This window comes from Allorhizobium sp. nf9_anc, assembly GCF_056323085.1.
The window spans coordinates 3,048,273-3,064,538 of record NZ_CM150481.1 but is presented as its reverse complement, the minus strand read 5'-3'; the positions used below and the strand labels follow the sequence as shown (position 1 = coordinate 3,064,538).

Here is a 16,266-nt window from a genome sequence, read left to right as displayed (position 1 = left end):
GCGTCGATCATGACGGAAAAGCGTCCTCAAACCGCGCTCCGCTTATTGGCCAGCTGCATCAGCTGAAGATCGCCCGATCCTGCTCGACGGCGTCCTGCAGGAACTGCACGACCGCCCGGACGCGCACGAGTTCCCGCGCGCTTTCGTGGAAGGTCGTCCAGTAGGCGCGCCGGAGCGTGATATCAGGCAGGACGCGCACGAGGCTCTCGTGCTGGCGCGCGATATAGCTGTGCAGGATTCCGATGCCCGCACCCGCCAGCACAGCCTCCGTCTGGCCGATCGCCGAGGAGATCTCGAAACCCGCATTCCAGTCGCGCATCACCTCGCCGGTGAAGTTCAGCGACGGCGTGAAGATCAGGTCCTCCACATAACCGATGCGGCGATGGGCCTTGAGCTCCTCCGGCGTTCCCGGCAAGCCGTTCGCCTCCACATAACCCTTCGAGGCATAGAGCCCGAGCGTGTAGTCGACGAGCTTCGACGAAACGAGCCGCCCCTGATCCGGCCGCTCCAGCGTCACGGCAATATCCGCCTCGCGCTGCGACAGCGAAAAGGAGCGCGGCACCGGCACCAGCTGGATCTTAAGTTCCGGATGCCGCTCGATCAGCGCGCCGAGCCGGGACGCGAGGAAGAATACGCCGAAACCATCGGGGGCACCGATGCGGACCGTGCCGGCAACCTGCGTATCGGTGCGCCCGAGCCGTGCCTGCACCTCCAGCATTTCCGTTTCCATGCGCTCGGCAGAGGCGAGAAAGGCTTCGCCCTCGGCGGTCAGTTCGCAGCCATTCGTGCGGCGGATGAAGAGGCGTGTCTTGAGCGCCGTCTCCAGCGCCGTCAGCCGGCGCGACAGCGTGGCGTGGTTGAGGCCCAGACGGCGCGAGGCCGCCAGGATCTGGCCGGTGCGGGCTACGGCGAGAAAGATGCGAACGTCATCCCAGTTCATGCCAAGGCCTCCTCCGTCTGTCGCTTAGGGGATCACGTATCGAAGCCATGCGCGCCGCTACTCAAGCCCAGCATGTCCATCCGCCTGTCGAAGTCGCCAGCGATATCCGAGAGCTTGAGCGTCGCGAAACGCGAGAGCAATAGTGCCTCCGCCTCCCGCCGCGCATCCTCGAGTGCCTCGTTGACCGACAGCTCCACAAGGCAACCCGGATGGTCGGACGCGCTGACGAGGCAGAAGAGTTCCGGTCGCTCAAGCGCCTCGTAGACGTCCAACAGGCTGATCTGGTCCAGGCTCTTGGTGAGCTTCCAGCCGCCGCCATGTCCCTTCTCGGATTGCACATAGCCGCGCTCGCGCAAGCCTGCCATCGTCCGGCGAACGACCACCGGATTGGTGTTGAGCATCTTGGCGATCATCTCCGACGTCGCCGCTTGCCTGCGGCGTCCGAGATGGATCAGCACATGCAGCATGCGGGACAGGCGGCTATCCCCGCGCATCGGCGTTTCCTCCAGTGTTGACTGATCCGTAGCGCAGCCATCGTCATGCAACAAGTCAAGTTACATCACTTGACGGCGAGGCTTCACGTAACTTAATAAGATACATAACATCAAAAGTTACATGAGGGTCTCGCATGAAGTATGATGCCGTTGTCGTGGGTGGAAGTTTCGCCGGTCTCTCGGCCGCTATGCAGCTCACCCGCACCCGCCGCAACATTCTGCTCATCGATGCGGCGCGCCCGCGCAATCGTTTTGCCGAAGCTTCGCACGGCTTCCTCGGACAGGATGGAGTGGCTCCGTCAGAGATCCGCCGCCGGGCTCTGGAGCAGCTTGCCCGCTATCCGAACTTCACCCTTCTTGAAGGGGAGGCGAAGAGCGCCGAGCGCTGCCTGGGCGGGTTCAGGGTCGGCATGGCCGACGGCCGTGTCATTGAGGCGCAGGTTCTCGTGCTTGCTCTCGGCGTCACCGATACGCTCCCGTCGATCCCGGGCCTCGCCGAGCGCTGGGGTCGGACAGTCCTGCATTGCCCTTACTGCCACGGCTACGAAATCGGCGGCGGCCCGATCGGCATCCTCGCTTCGTCACCGCTTGCGGCTCATCAAGGCAGCATCCTGCCGGATTGGGGCCGCACGACCATGTTTGTCGAACCCGGGGTAACCTTCGATGAAGAACAGCAGGCCATGCTCGCCGCCCGAGGTGTCACGATCGAGACCGAGCGCGTGGTGGAACTGATCGGCGAAGGGCAGGGGCTTGAAGCCGTTCGCCTGGCGGACGGACGCATTGTGGAAGTCCACGCCCTCTTTGCCCAATCAAAGGTGTCCATCGCCTCGCCGCTTGCATCCCAGGTCGGTCTGGAACTGGAAGAGGGGCCGCAAGGCTTTCACATCAAGGTCCAACTGGGCTGCACCAGCGAGCCCGGCGTCTTTGCAGCCGGCGACGCGGCAAGTCCCATGCACAATGCGACACTGGCCAGCGCGTCGGGCGCCATGGCCGGCATTCACGCCCATCGTGCCCTGATCGAGGCCTCTCTATGGAAATAAGAAAGCCATCTTGCTTCAATCTGCGCACAACAGATGCGTAAATCATCGCGTTGATTTGTGGAAATCAAAGCGCATACTGCCTCCATAACAATCCAGGAGGATACCCATGTATCAGGTAGGTCATTTCATCGGCGGCAAGCATGTCGCCGGCACCTCGGGTCGCAAGCAGCCGATCTACAACCCGGCCACCGGCGAAGTGCAGGGCGAGGTTTCGCTCGCCAGCGCCGACGAGCTGAATGCTGCCGTCGAGAACGCCAAGGCCGCTCAGGCCAAGTGGGCCGCCACGAACCCGCAGCGCCGCGCCCGCGTCTTTATGAAATTCGTCCAGCTCCTGAACGACAACATGGACAGCCTCGCCGAGACCCTCTCGCGCGAACACGGCAAGACCATCGAAGACGCCAAGGGCGACATCATCCGTGGCCTCGAAGTCTGCGAATTCGTCATCGGCATCCCCCATCTGTCGAAGAGCGAGTTCACCGAAGGCGCCGGCCCGAACATCGACATGTATTCGATCCGCCAGGCTGTCGGCATCGGCGCGGGCATCACGCCGTTCAACTTCCCGGCCATGATCCCGATGTGGATGTTTGCGCCGGCCATCGCCTGCGGCAACGCCTTTATCCTGAAGCCGTCGGAGCGCGATCCGTCCGTTCCGATCCGTCTCGCCGAACTGATGATCGAGGCAGGTCTGCCGGCCGGTATCCTCAACGTCGTCAATGGCGACAAGTCGGCCGTCGACGGCATTTTGACCCATCCTGATATCTCGGCCGTCTCCTTCGTCGGCTCCACCCCGATCGCCCGTTACGTCTATGGTACGGCTGCGATCAACGGCAAGCGTGCCCAATGCTTCGGCGGCGCCAAGAACCACATGATCATCATGCCGGATGCCGACCTCGACCAGGCCGCCCAGGCACTGATGGGTGCAGGCTACGGCTCGGCCGGCGAACGCTGCATGGCAATCTCGGTTGCCGTTCCGGTCGGCGAGGAAACCGCCAACCGCCTGATCGAAAAGCTGACCCCGATGGTGGAAAGCCTGCGCATCGGCCCTTACACCGATGACAAGGCTGATCTCGGCCCCGTCGTCACCAAGGAAGCCCAGGCGCGCATCAAGGGCCTGATCGATAGCGGCGTCGAAGCCGGCGCCAAGCTCGTGGTCGATGGCCGCGACTTCAAGCTCCAGGGCTATGAGAACGGCTATTTCGTCGGCGGCTGCCTCTTCGACCACGTCACGCCCGACATGGACATCTACAAGACCGAGATCTTCGGCCCGGTCCTCTCGGTCGTTCGCGCCAAGACCTATGAAGAAGCCCTCGACCTGCCGATGAAGCACGAGTACGGCAATGGCGTTGCGATCTACACCCGCGATGGTGATGCCGCCCGCGACTTCGCCTCGCGCATCAACATCGGCATGGTCGGCATCAACGTGCCGATCCCGGTTCCGCTCGCCTACCACTCCTTCGGTGGCTGGAAGTCCTCGTCCTTCGGCGATCTTAACCAGCATGGCACGGACTCCATCAAGTTCTGGACCCGCACCAAGACGGTCACAAGCCGTTGGCCGTCGGGCATCAAGGATGGCGCCGAGTTCGTCATGCCGACGATGAAGTGATGCCGGACGATTGCTAGTTTCGACGTCCTCGCGGCACTTCGTTTGCTGCGGGCGTCGGGCGGGCATCAAGGACGTTGCCGAATTCGTCATGCCGACGATGAAGTAAGCGAACCATCCGTTCGATCACATTTGCGCCACTCCGTCGAAAGACGGGGTGGCGTTCTCTTGTCAGCCTGTTGCCACTTGATAGCTTTGCTGTCGGGAGGGCTGACCATGCCGAAAAAGAAGATCCACACCGGAGGCTGTCTCTGCGGAGCGGTGCGCTTCGAAGCCGACGCGCCGGCCGCCAAACCACACACCTGTTCCTGCAAGATGTGCCAGCGCCACACCGGAAGCCTGACGGCCAGCTGGGTCGAATTCCCGCGCGAAGCCGTCCGCTGGATTGGCCCATCAGGGGAGCCTTCCACCTGGCGCTCATCCCACATCTCGTCGCGCGCCTTTTGCAGCACGTGTGGCTCCTCGCTCGGCGCCATCGATGACCAGCCCACGGTGGCGCTCCTGCTCGGTAGCTTCGATCGGACAAGTGCCGCCGATCTCAAACCCGCCTATCATTCCTACAAGGGTGGCCGGCCGAAATGGTGGTGCATCGAGATCGCCGAAACCTGAGGCCTGCAGGCGTCCGAAGTGTCCTAGCGCACTTGAGTGCATGGATGTCTCATGATCAATGTTCAGGCGCGCGTCGCGGGGGATAGCGACGTGCCGGTTTTGATTTCATGAGGGACATTTCATGCAAGAGGCAGTTTTTGGCCGTGCGGCCAATTTGCGCCGCGGCGAGTTTCGTGGCAGCGCCGGTGAGTATTTCGGCATCTGGATCGTCAACATCCTGCTGACCATCATTACAGTCGGCATCTATTCCGCCTGGGCTAAGGTCCGGCGCAATCGCTATTTCTACGGAAACTCGTTCATTGACGGTCACTCCTTCGACTACCATGCCCGGGGCCTGCAGATCTTCATCGGCCGTGCCATCGTCTTCGGCTACATCGTCGCCTACAACGTGCTTCTAACGTTCAGCCCGATCATCGGCGGCATCCTGGCGCTGTTGATGCTGGTCCTCTTGCCGTGGATTGTCATGCGCAGCCTGCGCTTCAACGCCCGCGTCACGAGCTACCGCAACATCCGCTTCGACTTCGTCGGCAAGACCGGCGGCGCCTTCTTCGCGATCATCGTCGGCGGTCTCGTGTCCTTCTTCTCGCTCGGCATTCTGGCACCCTTCGCCAGCCGCTGGCTCTATCGCTATATCTTCAACAACCTGCGTTATGGCGACCGCGCTTTCGAGACCGATCCGAAGATCGGCGCGCTCTACCGCGTCTGGCTGCCGGCCTTCCTGCTGATGCTGGTTGGTGCTGCCGTCGGTGGCTTGCTCGGCATCGCGGCCTATTACAGCGCGGTCGAAGGTGCCGGTACCAGCATGGACCCGGAACTGGATCTCATTCTCGGCATCTACGGCGCACTGGTCCCCGCGATCGTACTCTGGGGCGTGGCCGCAATCTTCTACCGCATCGGCGTTCGCAACGTGGTGATGAACGCCACCCGCTTCGATAGCCGCCACACCCTGTTCTCCGATCTCGGACGGCTTCGCTACTTCTGGATCGTCATTTCGAACCTGGTGGTCACGGTCCTCACTCTCAGCCTGATGCGCCCCTGGGCAGCGGTCCGCGAACATCGGTATGTGATCGAGCATTCCGGCATCGTGGTCGATGGTGAACTCGATGATGTGGTATCGTCGATGCAGGCCTCCGGTTCTGCCGTGACGGCAGAATATCTCGATCTCGAAGGATTCGACTTTGGCTTCTGACGACAAGCGCATCGCCTCCGGTCGCTGGCATCCGCCCGGCTCCAGCCGCGCGGAACCAGCCGCCCTGCTGGGCGAGAGCAAGACGCTCTATGTCCGGCTGGCTGCAGGGAGCGATCCGGTTTCTATCGGAGATCTGGCCCGGACGGAGATATCCGCCCGGGTCGGTCGCATTCCGCGCAGGATCAGTTTTGTCGACGGCTCTATGTTTGAGACCGAAGACAACGATGCCGTCGATCTCTGGCTGAAAAGGCATGGGAAAAGCGGCTTCGTCCACGAGTTGGAGCGCTTTCATCCGCGGCTGATCGCATTCGTGCTTGCCGTCTTCCTGTTTGCCGGCCTGATCTATCGTTATGCGGTGCCGGCGCTGGTCGAGGTTGCCGTCCTGGTGACACCGCCGGCGGTTACCCAATGGATGGCGAGTGGCACCTTGCTCTCGCTTGATCAGGCGCTCTTCGACGACAGCAAGCTGCCGGATGCCCGGCAGGCCGAAATCCGCGAGGCTTTCAACGGCATCGCAGACCTCTCGTCGCACGGACGTGCAGGCTACAACCTGAACTTCCGCCATGGCGGCGTCATTGGTCCCAATGCCTTCGCCTTGCCGGATGGCACGCTTGTGATCACCGATGAGCTGATCGAACTGGCGGATGGCGACATGGACATGATCATCGGGGTGCTTGCCCACGAGATCGGCCATGTCGAGGAAGAGCATTCGCTTCGGCAGCTGTACCGCGCCGCTGGCATGGCAGGCCTGATCATGCTGATTGCAGGCGATGTTGGGGCGGCCGGTGAGGATATCCTGACCAATGGTGCGGCCCTTATGTCGCTCTCGCATTCGCGCGATGCGGAAAATCAGGCAGACCGTATCTCGGTGGAACTGATGGCGAAGGCAGGACGCGATCCGCGTGCCATTGGCCGCTTCTTCGCGCTGCTGGAGGAAAAACTCGGGCTCGATGGAGACTCGACTTTCCTTTCCACTCATCCGGGCACAGCCGAGCGGCGCAAGGCGATCGACGATCATGCTCGCGAGGTCGGAGCCGGCGGGTCCTAGACGACCTAACGGAAACGCAATTCCCTGTGCCGAAATGCAAGAAGGGGCGGTCCAAGACCGCCCCTTCTGATTTTTGGGTTCTGCCGAAGCTTACTGCGTCGGGCCTTCGTTCAGGCCGACCTTGTCGACCAGTTCTGAAGCCGTCTTGCGGTTGGCGGCGATGTCGACGAGCGGCAGCGGGTCTGCCTTGATCGGGCCGAAGCCGGCGACGATTTCGGAGACCTTTGCGTTCGGTCCGACCGGATATTCGAAGACCTGCTCGGCGTAGATCGACTGAGCTTCGTCCGACGCAAGGAATTCCATCAGCTTGACGGCGTTGTCCTTGTTCGGGGCATTCTTGGCCAGCGCCATGCCGGAGATGTTCACATGCGTGCCGCGATCGGCAGCGTTCGGGAAGAGAACCTTGACCGAAGCGGCCCATTCCTTCTCTTCCGGCTCCTTCTCATTGGTCTTCATCAGACCGAGGTAATAGGTGTTGGCGAGACCGAGATCGCATTCGCCGGCATGGATCGCCTTGGCCTGGGCGCGGTCATTGCCGTCAGGCTTCTTGACGAGGTTCTGCTTCAGGCCAGCGAGCCACTTCTCGGTGTAGTCGGCGCCGTGATGGGCGACCATCGAGGCAAACAGGCCGATGTTGTAGGAGTGCTGGCCATCACGCATGCAGATGCGGCCCTTCCACTTCGGGTCGGCAAGCTCTTCATAGGTGATCGCATCTTCCGAAACGCGGTCCTTGGAAGCGTAGACCACGCGACCGCGGGTCGTCAGGCCAAACCAGTTGCCGTCGGTATCGCGATACTGCGCCGGAATCTGCTTGTTGATGTCGTCATCGTTGAGCGGCTGGGTCACGCCGCCGTCCTTGGCTTCCGTCAGGCGCGCGATGTCGATCGTCAGGATCACGTCGGCAGGCGAGTTGGCGCCTTCTGCCGTGATGCGCTCGACGAGGCCCTTGTCGAGGAAGAGCACGTTGGTCTTGATGCCCGTTTCCTTGGTGAAGGCATCCATCAGCGGCTGAATCAGTTCCGGCTGGCGGTAGGAATAGATGTTGACCTCGCCTTCGGCCTGCGCAGCGCCGGCCGAAAGAGCCAGAACGGAAACAGCACCGAGTGCGAGTGTGCGAATAGATGTCATGGCATAGCCTCCCTCTTGGATTGTTGAGGGGCATATTCATGAATCCATATAAGCTGTCAATTGCACTCGACTTTAATCACGGACACGTGAGTCGTGAACTTGAGTATTTTGGAATTGTTCAAAACTGCAAAAGGCGCTATATAAGGGCCAACAAAACAGAGGAATCGTGCATGCGTTTGACAAAGCAGACAAATTACGCCGTGCGCATGCTGATGTATTGCGCAGCCAACAGCGACCAGCTGAGCCGGATCCCGGAAATCGCCAGGGCTTATGGCGTTTCTGAACTCTTCCTGTTCAAGATTCTGCAGCCGCTCAACAAGGCCGGTCTGGTGGAAACCGTGCGTGGCCGTAACGGCGGTGTGCGTCTGGGCCGTGCGGCCGAAAAGATCACGCTGTTCGATGTCGTGAAGGTGACCGAAGACAGCTTCGCCATGGCGGAGTGCTTTGAGGACGACGGTGACGTCGAATGCCCGCTGATCGATAGCTGCGGTCTCAACTCGGCGCTGCGCAAGGCGCTCAATGCCTTCTTCGACGTGCTCTCCGAATACACGATCGATGACCTGGTCAAGGCCCGCCCGCAGATCAACTTCCTGCTCGGCATCGACGAACTGCAGCCGCGCCGTGTTGCAGCCGCACCGGCCGCCTGAACCATCCAAAATCATCAGTCTGGTTGAACCCGCCGCAAGGCGGGTTTTTCTTTGCGCCGCAAGCCTTTGAGACGGTCTTGCGTCCCCCCGCCGCTATGCTACGCTTACGTTCACGGCAATTTAAATCTGCTTAATGTAGGCGCAGTGGAAATGCTGTGCTGCCGGTGGTCTCTGGGGGAGAGCATGTACGATTACGTGATCATCGGCGGGGGCTCGGCCGGGTCGGTCCTTGCGGCGAGACTGAGCGAGGATCCCTCTCTCACCGTCTGCCTTCTCGAGGCCGGGGGGCGCGGCGACGGCATCTTTGCCCGTGTGCCCATGGCTGCAGCCGCGGTCGTGCCGGGCCATGTGAAGAGCGCCAACTGGCGTTTCTCCACGGTGCCGCAACCCGGATTGAATGGCCGCCGGGGCTACCAGCCGCGAGGCAGGGGCCTTGGCGGGTCGAGCCTCATCAATGCCATGCTCTATGTGCGCGGCCATGCACGCGATTATGACGAATGGGCCGCACTCGGCTGCGAGGGCTGGTCCTGGGACGATGTGCTGCCCTGGTTCAGGAAGTCGGAAGACAATATTCGTGGTGCTGACGATCTGCACGGACGCGGCGGACCGCTGCAGGTCTGCGACCAGAACTGGACGCGCCCGATCAACCAGGCCTTTCTGAAAGCCTGCGAACAGACCGGCTATCGTCAGAACGACGATTTCAATGGCCCAGTTCAGGAGGGGGCCGGCGTCTATCAGACGACACAGTTCTGGAACGGTCCGAAACGCGGCGAGCGATGCTCGGCCTCGGGCGCCTATCTGCACGACGTGATGACGCGCCGCAATCTGACTGTCATCACCGAGGCTCAGGTCACGCGCATCATCGTCGAGCGGGGCAGGGCGGTCGGTGTCGCCTATCGCCATGGCAAGGAGCAAAGGGTCGTCCGCGCCGGCCGCGAAGTCTTGCTGTCCGCAGGCGCTTTGCAATCGCCGCAGATCCTGATGCTGTCTGGCATCGGTCCCGCGGATCATCTGACCTCTCTCGGCATCAGCGTCGTTGCCGGCAGCCCGGAGGTTGGTGCAAACCTCCAGGACCATCTCGATTACACGATGATCTTCCGCTCGCCGGACACCGACATGTTCGGCATGGGGCTGACGGCTGCGCGGGATCTGATGCGCGCGGCCAATGAATGGCGCACCGAGCGCATGGGTCACCTGCGTTCGACCTGCGCGGAATCGGGAGCCTTCCTGAAGACCGATCCGTCACTCGACCGGCCGGATATCCAGCTGCATTTCCTGGTCGCCATGGTCGACGACCACGTGCGCAAGATGCATTGGGGCTACGGCTATTCCTGCCATGTCTGCGTGCTGCGCCCCCATTCGCGCGGCACTGTACGCCTCGCGAGCGCCGATCCCATGGCCGCCCCGCTCATCGACCCCGCGTTCCTCTCGGATGCGCGCGACATGGATGCTCTGCGCAAGGGCGCCCGGGTGATGGCGCAGATCGTGGCGGCGCCAGCGCTCAACAAATATCGCGGTGCCGAACTCTATCCCGCCGGACCGACAGACGCCGAACTCGACGCAGCCATCCGCGCCCGCGCCGATACGATCTATCACCCCGTCGGCACCTGCCGCATGGGCTCGGATCCGGCCGCGGTCGTCGATGTCAGCCTCAAGCTCAACGGCGTCGAGGGGCTACGCGTCGTCGACGCATCCGTCATGCCGCGCCTGATCGGCGGCAACACCAATGCACCTGTCATCATGATGGCGGAAAAGATCGCGGCCGCTATCCGGGCGGAGGTCCGACCGGCAAGGGAACGGGTGGCCACAAAGGGCGCGAACAGCGAGAGCGGATTGCATTTCGCCTGAACCTTCCTATTGTCGCCACCCTTGGATGAGGGTGCATGAAGAGGAAGAGAATGCCGCCAGAAATTCTGCCAATCGCCCCGCAGGCGGTGATCGTCATGGGCGTCAGCGGCTGCGGCAAATCTTCGGTCGGTGAGGCGCTGGCACAGCGGCTCGGGCTTGCCTTCATCGAAGGCGATGTGCTGCATCCGGAAAGCAATGTCGCGAAGATGGCGGCTGGAACACCGCTCACCGATGAGGATCGCTGGCCCTGGCTGACCGTGATTGGCGAGCGTATTGCGGACGCTCTGGCGCGCGGGGAGGGGATCATCGTGTCCTGCTCGGCGCTGAAGAAGATCTACCGCGAGCATCTGCGCGCCGCGACCGGCGACCGACTTTCCTTCGTCTATCTGCACGGATCTCGCGAGCTGCTCGGACGGCGCATGGGCGCCCGCACCGGCCATTTCATGCCGCTCGGGCTGCTCGACAGCCAGCTCGCCACGCTGGAAGTGCCGACCGGCGAACCCCGCGTTGTCACTGTCTCCATCGACCAGCCGGTCGAGGGCATCGTTACCGATGCGCTCAACGGCCTGAAAGCGGAAGCCTGAGCCTCAGCCTTCGTAACCCAACAGCGGGCCGTAAAGCTCCGGACGGCGGTCGCGGAACAGGCCCCAGCTGGCGCGCTGACGGGCAATGCCGTCGAGGTCGAAGGTCGCCGTCAACACGGTCTCCGTCTCCCGGTCGGCGGTCGCCACCATTGAGCCAGTCTGGTCGCAGATGAAGGACGAGCCGTAGAAGGTGAGCGAGGTGCCCTTGCGACCGTCCTCCTTGCCGATGCGGTTCGACGCGATGACCGGCATGATATTGGCCGCCGCATGGCCCTGCATCACCCGTTGCCAATGGCCGGAGCTGTCGAGGCTTGCATCCTGCGGCTCCGAGCCGATCGCAGTCGGATAGAACAGAAGTTCGGCGCCCGCTAGCGCCATGGCACGGGCCGCCTCCGGGAACCACTGGTCCCAGCAGATGCCGACGCCGATCGCCGCGTGTCGGGTTTCCCAGACTTCGAAACCGGTATCGCCGGGCGAGAAGTAGAACTTCTCGGTATACCCAGGGCCATCCGGAATATGGCTCTTGCGATAGATGCCGAGCACGTCGCCGGTCGCATCGACGATGGCGACACTGTTGAAAAAGGTCTGCCCGGCCTTTTCAAAGAAGCTGACGGGAATGACGACGTTGAGCTCTTCGGCGAGTGATGCGAAGTGCTCTATGAGCGCGTTGTCATGGGCAGGCTTGGCGAGGTCAAAGAATTCCGCGATCTGGTCCTGGCAGAAATAGGGCGCCTCGAACAGCTCCTGGATCAGCACGATCTGCGCACCCTTGGATGCTGCCTCGCGCACGAGCTTTTCGGCCCGTGCGATATTGCCGGGCAGATCCCAGCTGCAGGCCATCTGGGTGGCGGCGACGGTAACGGTGCGGGTCATCTGATCTCTCCTTATACGCCGAGCCGGTCGCGCATGCCGTAATACCATGCACCAAGCGCGGTGAACGGCACGCGGAACATGCGCCCACCCGGGAAGGGATAGGCCTGCAGCGACGACCAGACATCAAAGCGGCTCATCTGGCCATGCACGGCCTCGCCGAGGATCTTGCCAAGCAGATGCGTCGTGGTCACGCCGTGGCCGCTGTCGCCATGCGAGAAGTAGACGGTGTCCGACAGCTTGCCCATATGCGGGATACGCGTCAGCGTCAGCGCGAAATTGCCGCTCCAGGCAAAGTCGATCTTAACGTCCTTCAGCTGCGGGAATGTTTTCAGCATGTTTGGCCGAATGACGCCCGTCAGGTTCTTCGGATCCTGGCCGCCATAGCCGATGCCGCCGCCATAAAGCAGGCGGTTGTCGGCCGTGCGACGGTAGTAGTCGAGCACGTAGTTGGCATCCTCGACGCAGTAGTTGGACGGCAACAGCTCCTCAATCAGCTTAGCGTCCAGCGGTTCGGTCGCCATCACCTGGCTGGAAACCGGCATCATCTTTTCTGTCACCTTCGGCGCGATCCCGGCCATATAGGCATTGCCGCAGACGAGGATGTGCTTGGCCCTGACGATGCCGCCCTCGGTGCAGACGAAGGGCTGCGGGCCGGTATCGAGATGCACGACCTTTGAGTTCTCGAAGATCTTGGCGCCGAGGCTTTCGGCCGCTGCCGCCTCGCCGAGCACCAGATCGAGCGGATGGATATGGCCGCCATGGCGATCGATCATGCCGCCGACATAACGATCGGTTTTCGCATACTTGGCGACCTCGGCCTTGGAGACCATCTCCAGCCCGTCATGACCATGCTTCATCCAGTGCGCCCGGACGTCTGCCATCTCCTTCACCTGCTTGTCGGTGAAGGCTGCGAAGAAACCGCCGTCGACGAGATCGCATTCGATCCCGTATTTGGCCACGCGCTCGCGGATGATCCGGCCGCCTTCCAGCGACATCTCGCCGAGCCGATCCGCCCTGTCCTGGCCGTAGCGCTTGGCGATTGTTTCGAGATCGCGGCTATAGCCGTTGACGATCTGGCCGCCATTGCGACCCGAGGCGCCAAAGCCGATGCGATCGCCTTCGAGAACGATGACGGCATAGCCCTTTTCGGAGAGCTCGAGGGCTGCCGAAATGCCGGTAAAGCCAGCGCCGATGATGCAGATATCGGCCGTGTGCTGGCCATCCAGCTTCGGGCGCACCCGCTTGTCGCGGGCAGAGGCTGCGTAATAGGTGGCCGCATGGCCGGGATTGGGTCCGATCGACTTCGTCATGGCTTCACCTCACACGGTCCGGATATAGGCGTCGTATTCGACGTCGGTGACGCGCAGCGAGAACTCCGAGAGTTCCTGCTGCTTGCAGGCGGTATAAAGGCTTCGATATTTCGGCCCGAGCGCCGCATAGGCGAAGCTCGATTTGGCAAAGCGCTGCAGGGCGTAGTCCCAGTTGGTCGGCAGCGGCTCGTGGTTGACGGCATGGTCGTCGCCGGAGATCGCGCCACCGGGCGAAAGCTTTTCCTTCATGCCGGCGAGCGCCGCCGACAGGATCATCGCCAGGACGAGATAGGGATTGGTGTCGGATCCCGCGACGCGATGTTCGATGCGGGTCGCAGGCTTCGACGCAGTGATGACGCGAACGGCGGCAGACCGATTGTCGAAGCCCCAGGACGCATAGGTCGGCGCATGTTCGGATGGGCGCAGCCGGCGATAGGAGTTCTGGTGCGGGGCAAAGATCGCCATGCTCTCGCCCATGCTTTCCAAGAGACCGCCGACTGAATGGAAGAGGGCGTCCGATGGGCCGTTCTCGCCGACATAGATGTTCTCGCCCTTCTCGTTGAGAACGGAGAAGTGCACATGCATGCCGCTGCCTGCCTGGGTGCCGTAGGGCTTGGCCATGAAGGTGGCGTCGAGGTCGCTGGCACGTGCCACGCCCTTGACGATGCGCTTCAGGAGGACCGCATAGTCGGCAGCCGCCAGCGCATCCGGCACGTGGTTGAGGTTGATCTCGTACTGGCCAGGGCCGTTTTCACGCAGCGTCGTATCCGCTGGCACATTCTGGGCGCGGGCGGCCGTCGAAATGCCGTGGAAGACCTCTTCGAAATCCTGCAGCTCGGAGATCGAGAGAACCTGCGTCTGGCCGGTATGCCAGCGACCGTCACGCGTGTTCGGCGGGCGCACCGGGTCGAGCGCTGAGCGAACCGGGTCGATCAGGTAGAATTCGAGTTCTGTGGCAACGACCGGCGTCAGTTTCGCCGCCTTGAAGCGGTCGAGCACATGGCCGAGCACCTGGCGCGGGTCGGCATAGAAACTCTCGCCTTCCGGGGTGTACATCTGCAACAGCACCTGCGCCGTCGGGCGCGACAGCCAGGTCACGCGGGAAAGCGTGCCGGGAACGGGGAAGCATATGCCATCAGGGTCGCCGGTGCCTTCGGCAAGCCCCGCGGCATTCACGTCACGGCCCCAGACGTCGAGCGCATAGACCGAGCGCGGCATTGCCATGCCCTTGGTCAAGACGTCGATGGCCCGCTCGCGCGGGATCCACTTGCCGCGTGGCACGCCGTTCACGTCGATGACGAATGCTTCAAGTACTTCAATATCGGGATTTGCCGCGAAGAATTCGCGTGCCTCTTCGGCCATGTCCATGGATCACCGTGTGGCTGATGTCGATCGGGTTCGAAACGCGCAATGGAGCGCGAACGGATGCTGGTCCGCTAACGATAGACGCTTTTCGCGTTATGGATCAAACACCGGCGCATGCCACTGTCCGTCTCTTCCTGATCCCCTCGACCGGCGGCGTTCTTGCGACGCGTGCTTCGTTCCGGCCTGTTTCCACCGGGAAACAATTTGATCAAATTATTCGGAATGACTACCACCTCGGCGCCAAAAAGGCTAGCCCCCTGAGAAGGGGGCTAGAAAAGCTTTGTTTTTCAGGGGCGAAAACGCTCAGGGCTCCAGGCCTTGGCGTCGATGAATGTCTTTTCCCCGTCCATCATTTCCCCGATCAGACGACCAGTCACAGGCCCAAGCGTCAGACCGTGATGCGCATGCCCGAAGGCGAACCACATGCCCTCGTGGCGCGGCGCCTTGCCGATAACCGGCATCATGTCGGGCGTGCAGGGGCGGGCGCCCATCCAGGGTTCGGCGTCCAGCCGGTCGGCCAGCGGGAAGATCTCGCGCGCCACCTTTTCCGCCCGGGCGAGTTGGACGGGAGACTTGGGCGCATCGCGATTGGCAAACTCCGCCCCCGTCGTCAGGCGAATGCCCTTTTCCATTGGCGCGAGGAAATAGCCGCGCTCGGCATCCATGGTCCAGTTGTTGAGGACGGCATTGCCTTCGGGCGCATAATGCATGTGGTAGCCGCGCTTGACGCCAAGCAGGAAGCGGTAGCCGAATTTGCGGGTGACTTCCTCAGACCAGGGGCCAAGTGCCAGCACCACATCGTCGCCCTCGACCAAGCCGTCATCGGTCTTCACGCGCCAGCCTTTACCCGAAGCGCCTGTTTCCAGCGATGTGGCATCACCCTTGACGAAGCGTCCGCCGAGCGACTGGAAATAGGTGAGATAGGCCTGCGTCAGACCATGCGGATTGGTGACCGACCAGGGGTCGTTCCACTTCAGACCACCGACGAAATCGCCGCGAATATGCGGCTCTTCCTTGGCCAGCTCTTCGCGGTTCAAGGCCCGGTAGCTGACGCCGTATTCGCGGGCGAGGCGAGCCGCTTCGGCAAGCTCCGTGTCGCGCTTGGCCGTCGTGCGGAAGATCTCCATCCAGCCGTCCTTGCGGATCAGGTGGTCCGCTTTGGCAGCCTGGATCAGGTCCTGATGCTCGGTGATCGAGTTTTCGATGAGCGGCGCATAGGCGCGGGCAATCACCTCATGCCGGCTTTTGTTCGAATGCCACCAGTAGCGCGACAGGAACGGCACGAGCTTCAGGATGGCGCTTGCATGGTAATGTGCGTCGATCCGGTTGTTGAAGCCGTAGCGGATCAGCAGGCTCAAGTCCTGCGGGAAGCCATAGGGCACCACGCCCTCGCGCTGGATGAGACCCGCATTGCCGAAAGAGGTTTCCTCACCGGCACCCCGGCGGTCCACCAGCACCACCGAGCGCCCGCGACGGGCGAGATGGATGGCTGTGGAAACGCCGATAATGCCGGCGCCGAGCACGAGGGTAACCTTGGACATGTCAGTTGAATTCCTGAAGGTGGGATTGCCGGGCAAGGATGCATTTCAGC

At 62.2% G+C, this 16,266-nt stretch carries 15 protein-coding genes; 8 read left to right on the top strand and 7 right to left on the bottom strand.

The window, feature by feature from the left end; all coding sequences use genetic code 11:
* Positions 1-58 precede the first annotated feature (58 nt).
* On the bottom strand, positions 59-940 hold the full coding sequence (locus AC02Y0_RS15020; protein WP_476379684.1) for a LysR family transcriptional regulator: 882 nt from the start codon (positions 938-940) through the stop codon (positions 59-61).
* A 32-nt stretch (positions 941-972) separates the two neighbouring features.
* A complete protein-coding gene (locus AC02Y0_RS15015; RefSeq protein WP_476379682.1) occupies positions 973-1,434 on the bottom strand; it encodes an Rrf2 family transcriptional regulator in 462 nt (153 codons plus the stop codon).
* A gap of 134 nt (positions 1,435-1,568) precedes the next feature.
* On the opposite strand from AC02Y0_RS15015, the gene AC02Y0_RS15010 reads away from it, so the two are divergent.
* The 5 genes from AC02Y0_RS15010 (at position 1,569) to AC02Y0_RS14990 (ending at position 6,920) form a co-directional block, all read left to right on the top strand.
* On the top strand, positions 1,569-2,474 hold the full coding sequence (locus AC02Y0_RS15010) for an NAD(P)/FAD-dependent oxidoreductase (protein ID WP_476379680.1): 906 nt from the start codon (positions 1,569-1,571) through the stop codon (positions 2,472-2,474).
* Between the two features lie 106 nt (positions 2,475-2,580).
* On the top strand, positions 2,581-4,077 hold the full coding sequence (locus AC02Y0_RS15005) for a CoA-acylating methylmalonate-semialdehyde dehydrogenase (protein WP_476379678.1): 1,497 nt from the start codon (positions 2,581-2,583) through the stop codon (positions 4,075-4,077).
* A 213-nt stretch (positions 4,078-4,290) separates the two neighbouring features.
* The gene (locus tag AC02Y0_RS15000; RefSeq protein WP_476379676.1) at positions 4,291-4,683 is read left to right on the top strand and encodes a GFA family protein; all 393 of its coding nucleotides are present in this window, start codon (positions 4,291-4,293) and stop codon (positions 4,681-4,683) included.
* Between the two features lie 121 nt (positions 4,684-4,804).
* Positions 4,805-5,872 carry a YjgN family protein gene (locus tag AC02Y0_RS14995; protein ID WP_476379674.1) on the top strand — a complete coding sequence of 356 codons (1,068 nt, stop codon included), beginning with the start codon at positions 4,805-4,807 and terminating at the stop codon, positions 5,870-5,872.
* Positions 5,862-6,920 (top strand): M48 family metallopeptidase, encoded by a 1,059-nt coding sequence (locus AC02Y0_RS14990; RefSeq protein WP_476379672.1) that lies wholly within the window; start codon positions 5,862-5,864, stop codon positions 6,918-6,920. The genes AC02Y0_RS14995 and AC02Y0_RS14990 overlap by 11 nt, the downstream gene beginning before the upstream one ends.
* Before the next feature lie 90 nt (positions 6,921-7,010).
* Here the strand turns inward: AC02Y0_RS14990 and AC02Y0_RS14985 are convergent, their stop codons facing one another.
* The gene (locus tag AC02Y0_RS14985) at positions 7,011-8,048 is read right to left on the bottom strand and encodes a Fe(3+) ABC transporter substrate-binding protein (RefSeq protein WP_102019225.1); all 1,038 of its coding nucleotides are present in this window, start codon (positions 8,046-8,048) and stop codon (positions 7,011-7,013) included.
* 170 nt (positions 8,049-8,218) lie between these two features.
* Between AC02Y0_RS14985 and rirA the strand changes: the two genes are divergently transcribed.
* From rirA to AC02Y0_RS14970, 3 genes are all read left to right on the top strand, one after another.
* Positions 8,219-8,695 carry an iron-responsive transcriptional regulator RirA gene (rirA, locus tag AC02Y0_RS14980; protein ID WP_102019226.1) on the top strand — a complete coding sequence of 159 codons (477 nt, stop codon included), beginning with the start codon at positions 8,219-8,221 and terminating at the stop codon, positions 8,693-8,695.
* A gap of 183 nt (positions 8,696-8,878) precedes the next feature.
* Complete coding sequence (locus AC02Y0_RS14975) at positions 8,879-10,543, top strand: GMC family oxidoreductase (RefSeq protein WP_476379670.1); 1,665 nt, start codon at positions 8,879-8,881, stop codon at positions 10,541-10,543.
* 50 nt (positions 10,544-10,593) lie between these two features.
* The gene (locus AC02Y0_RS14970) at positions 10,594-11,127 is read left to right on the top strand and encodes a gluconokinase (RefSeq protein WP_476379668.1); all 534 of its coding nucleotides are present in this window, start codon (positions 10,594-10,596) and stop codon (positions 11,125-11,127) included.
* A gap of 3 nt (positions 11,128-11,130) precedes the next feature.
* Here AC02Y0_RS14970 and aguB read toward each other — a convergent pair whose 3' ends face one another.
* The 4 genes from aguB to AC02Y0_RS14950 form a co-directional block, all read right to left on the bottom strand.
* Entirely contained in the window at positions 11,131-12,000 is an 870-nt protein-coding gene (gene aguB / locus AC02Y0_RS14965; protein ID WP_476379666.1) for an N-carbamoylputrescine amidase, read from the bottom strand.
* A gap of 11 nt (positions 12,001-12,011) precedes the next feature.
* Positions 12,012-13,310: an NAD(P)/FAD-dependent oxidoreductase gene (locus AC02Y0_RS14960; protein WP_476379664.1), complete on the bottom strand. Its 1,299-nt coding sequence runs from the start codon at positions 13,308-13,310 to the stop codon at positions 12,012-12,014.
* Between the two features lie 9 nt (positions 13,311-13,319).
* Entirely contained in the window at positions 13,320-14,678 is a 1,359-nt protein-coding gene (locus AC02Y0_RS14955) for a glutamine synthetase family protein (protein ID WP_307369511.1), read from the bottom strand.
* 284 nt (positions 14,679-14,962) lie between these two features.
* Positions 14,963-16,216, bottom strand: coding sequence for an NAD(P)/FAD-dependent oxidoreductase (locus AC02Y0_RS14950; protein WP_476379663.1), 1,254 nt, complete (start codon positions 16,214-16,216; stop codon positions 14,963-14,965).
* Positions 16,217-16,266: the final 50 nt, after the last annotated feature.

Bases quoted from the DNA above. Each gene is read 5' to 3' on its own strand.
- AC02Y0_RS14985 (WP_102019225.1), bottom strand. From the start codon at position 8,048: ATGACATCTATTCGCACACTCGCACTCGGTGCTGTTTCCGTTCTGGCT.
- AC02Y0_RS14970 (WP_476379668.1), top strand. From the start codon at position 10,594: ATGCCGCCAGAAATTCTGCCAATCGCCCCGCAGGCGGTGATCGTCATG.
- AC02Y0_RS14975 (WP_476379670.1), top strand. From the start codon at position 8,879: ATGTACGATTACGTGATCATCGGCGGGGGCTCGGCCGGGTCGGTCCTT.
- AC02Y0_RS15005 (WP_476379678.1), top strand. From the start codon at position 2,581: ATGTATCAGGTAGGTCATTTCATCGGCGGCAAGCATGTCGCCGGCACC.
- AC02Y0_RS15010 (WP_476379680.1), top strand. From the start codon at position 1,569: ATGAAGTATGATGCCGTTGTCGTGGGTGGAAGTTTCGCCGGTCTCTCG.
- AC02Y0_RS15020 (WP_476379684.1), bottom strand. From the start codon at position 940: ATGAACTGGGATGACGTTCGCATCTTTCTCGCCGTAGCCCGCACCGGC.
- AC02Y0_RS14955 (WP_307369511.1), bottom strand. From the start codon at position 14,678: ATGGACATGGCCGAAGAGGCACGCGAATTCTTCGCGGCAAATCCCGAT.
- AC02Y0_RS14950 (WP_476379663.1), bottom strand. From the start codon at position 16,216: ATGTCCAAGGTTACCCTCGTGCTCGGCGCCGGCATTATCGGCGTTTCC.
- rirA (WP_102019226.1), top strand. From the start codon at position 8,219: ATGCGTTTGACAAAGCAGACAAATTACGCCGTGCGCATGCTGATGTAT.
- AC02Y0_RS14960 (WP_476379664.1), bottom strand. From the start codon at position 13,310: ATGACGAAGTCGATCGGACCCAATCCCGGCCATGCGGCCACCTATTAC.
- AC02Y0_RS14995 (WP_476379674.1), top strand. From the start codon at position 4,805: ATGCAAGAGGCAGTTTTTGGCCGTGCGGCCAATTTGCGCCGCGGCGAG.
- AC02Y0_RS15000 (WP_476379676.1), top strand. From the start codon at position 4,291: ATGCCGAAAAAGAAGATCCACACCGGAGGCTGTCTCTGCGGAGCGGTG.
- aguB (WP_476379666.1), bottom strand. From the start codon at position 12,000: ATGACCCGCACCGTTACCGTCGCCGCCACCCAGATGGCCTGCAGCTGG.
- AC02Y0_RS15015 (WP_476379682.1), bottom strand. From the start codon at position 1,434: ATGCGCGGGGATAGCCGCCTGTCCCGCATGCTGCATGTGCTGATCCAT.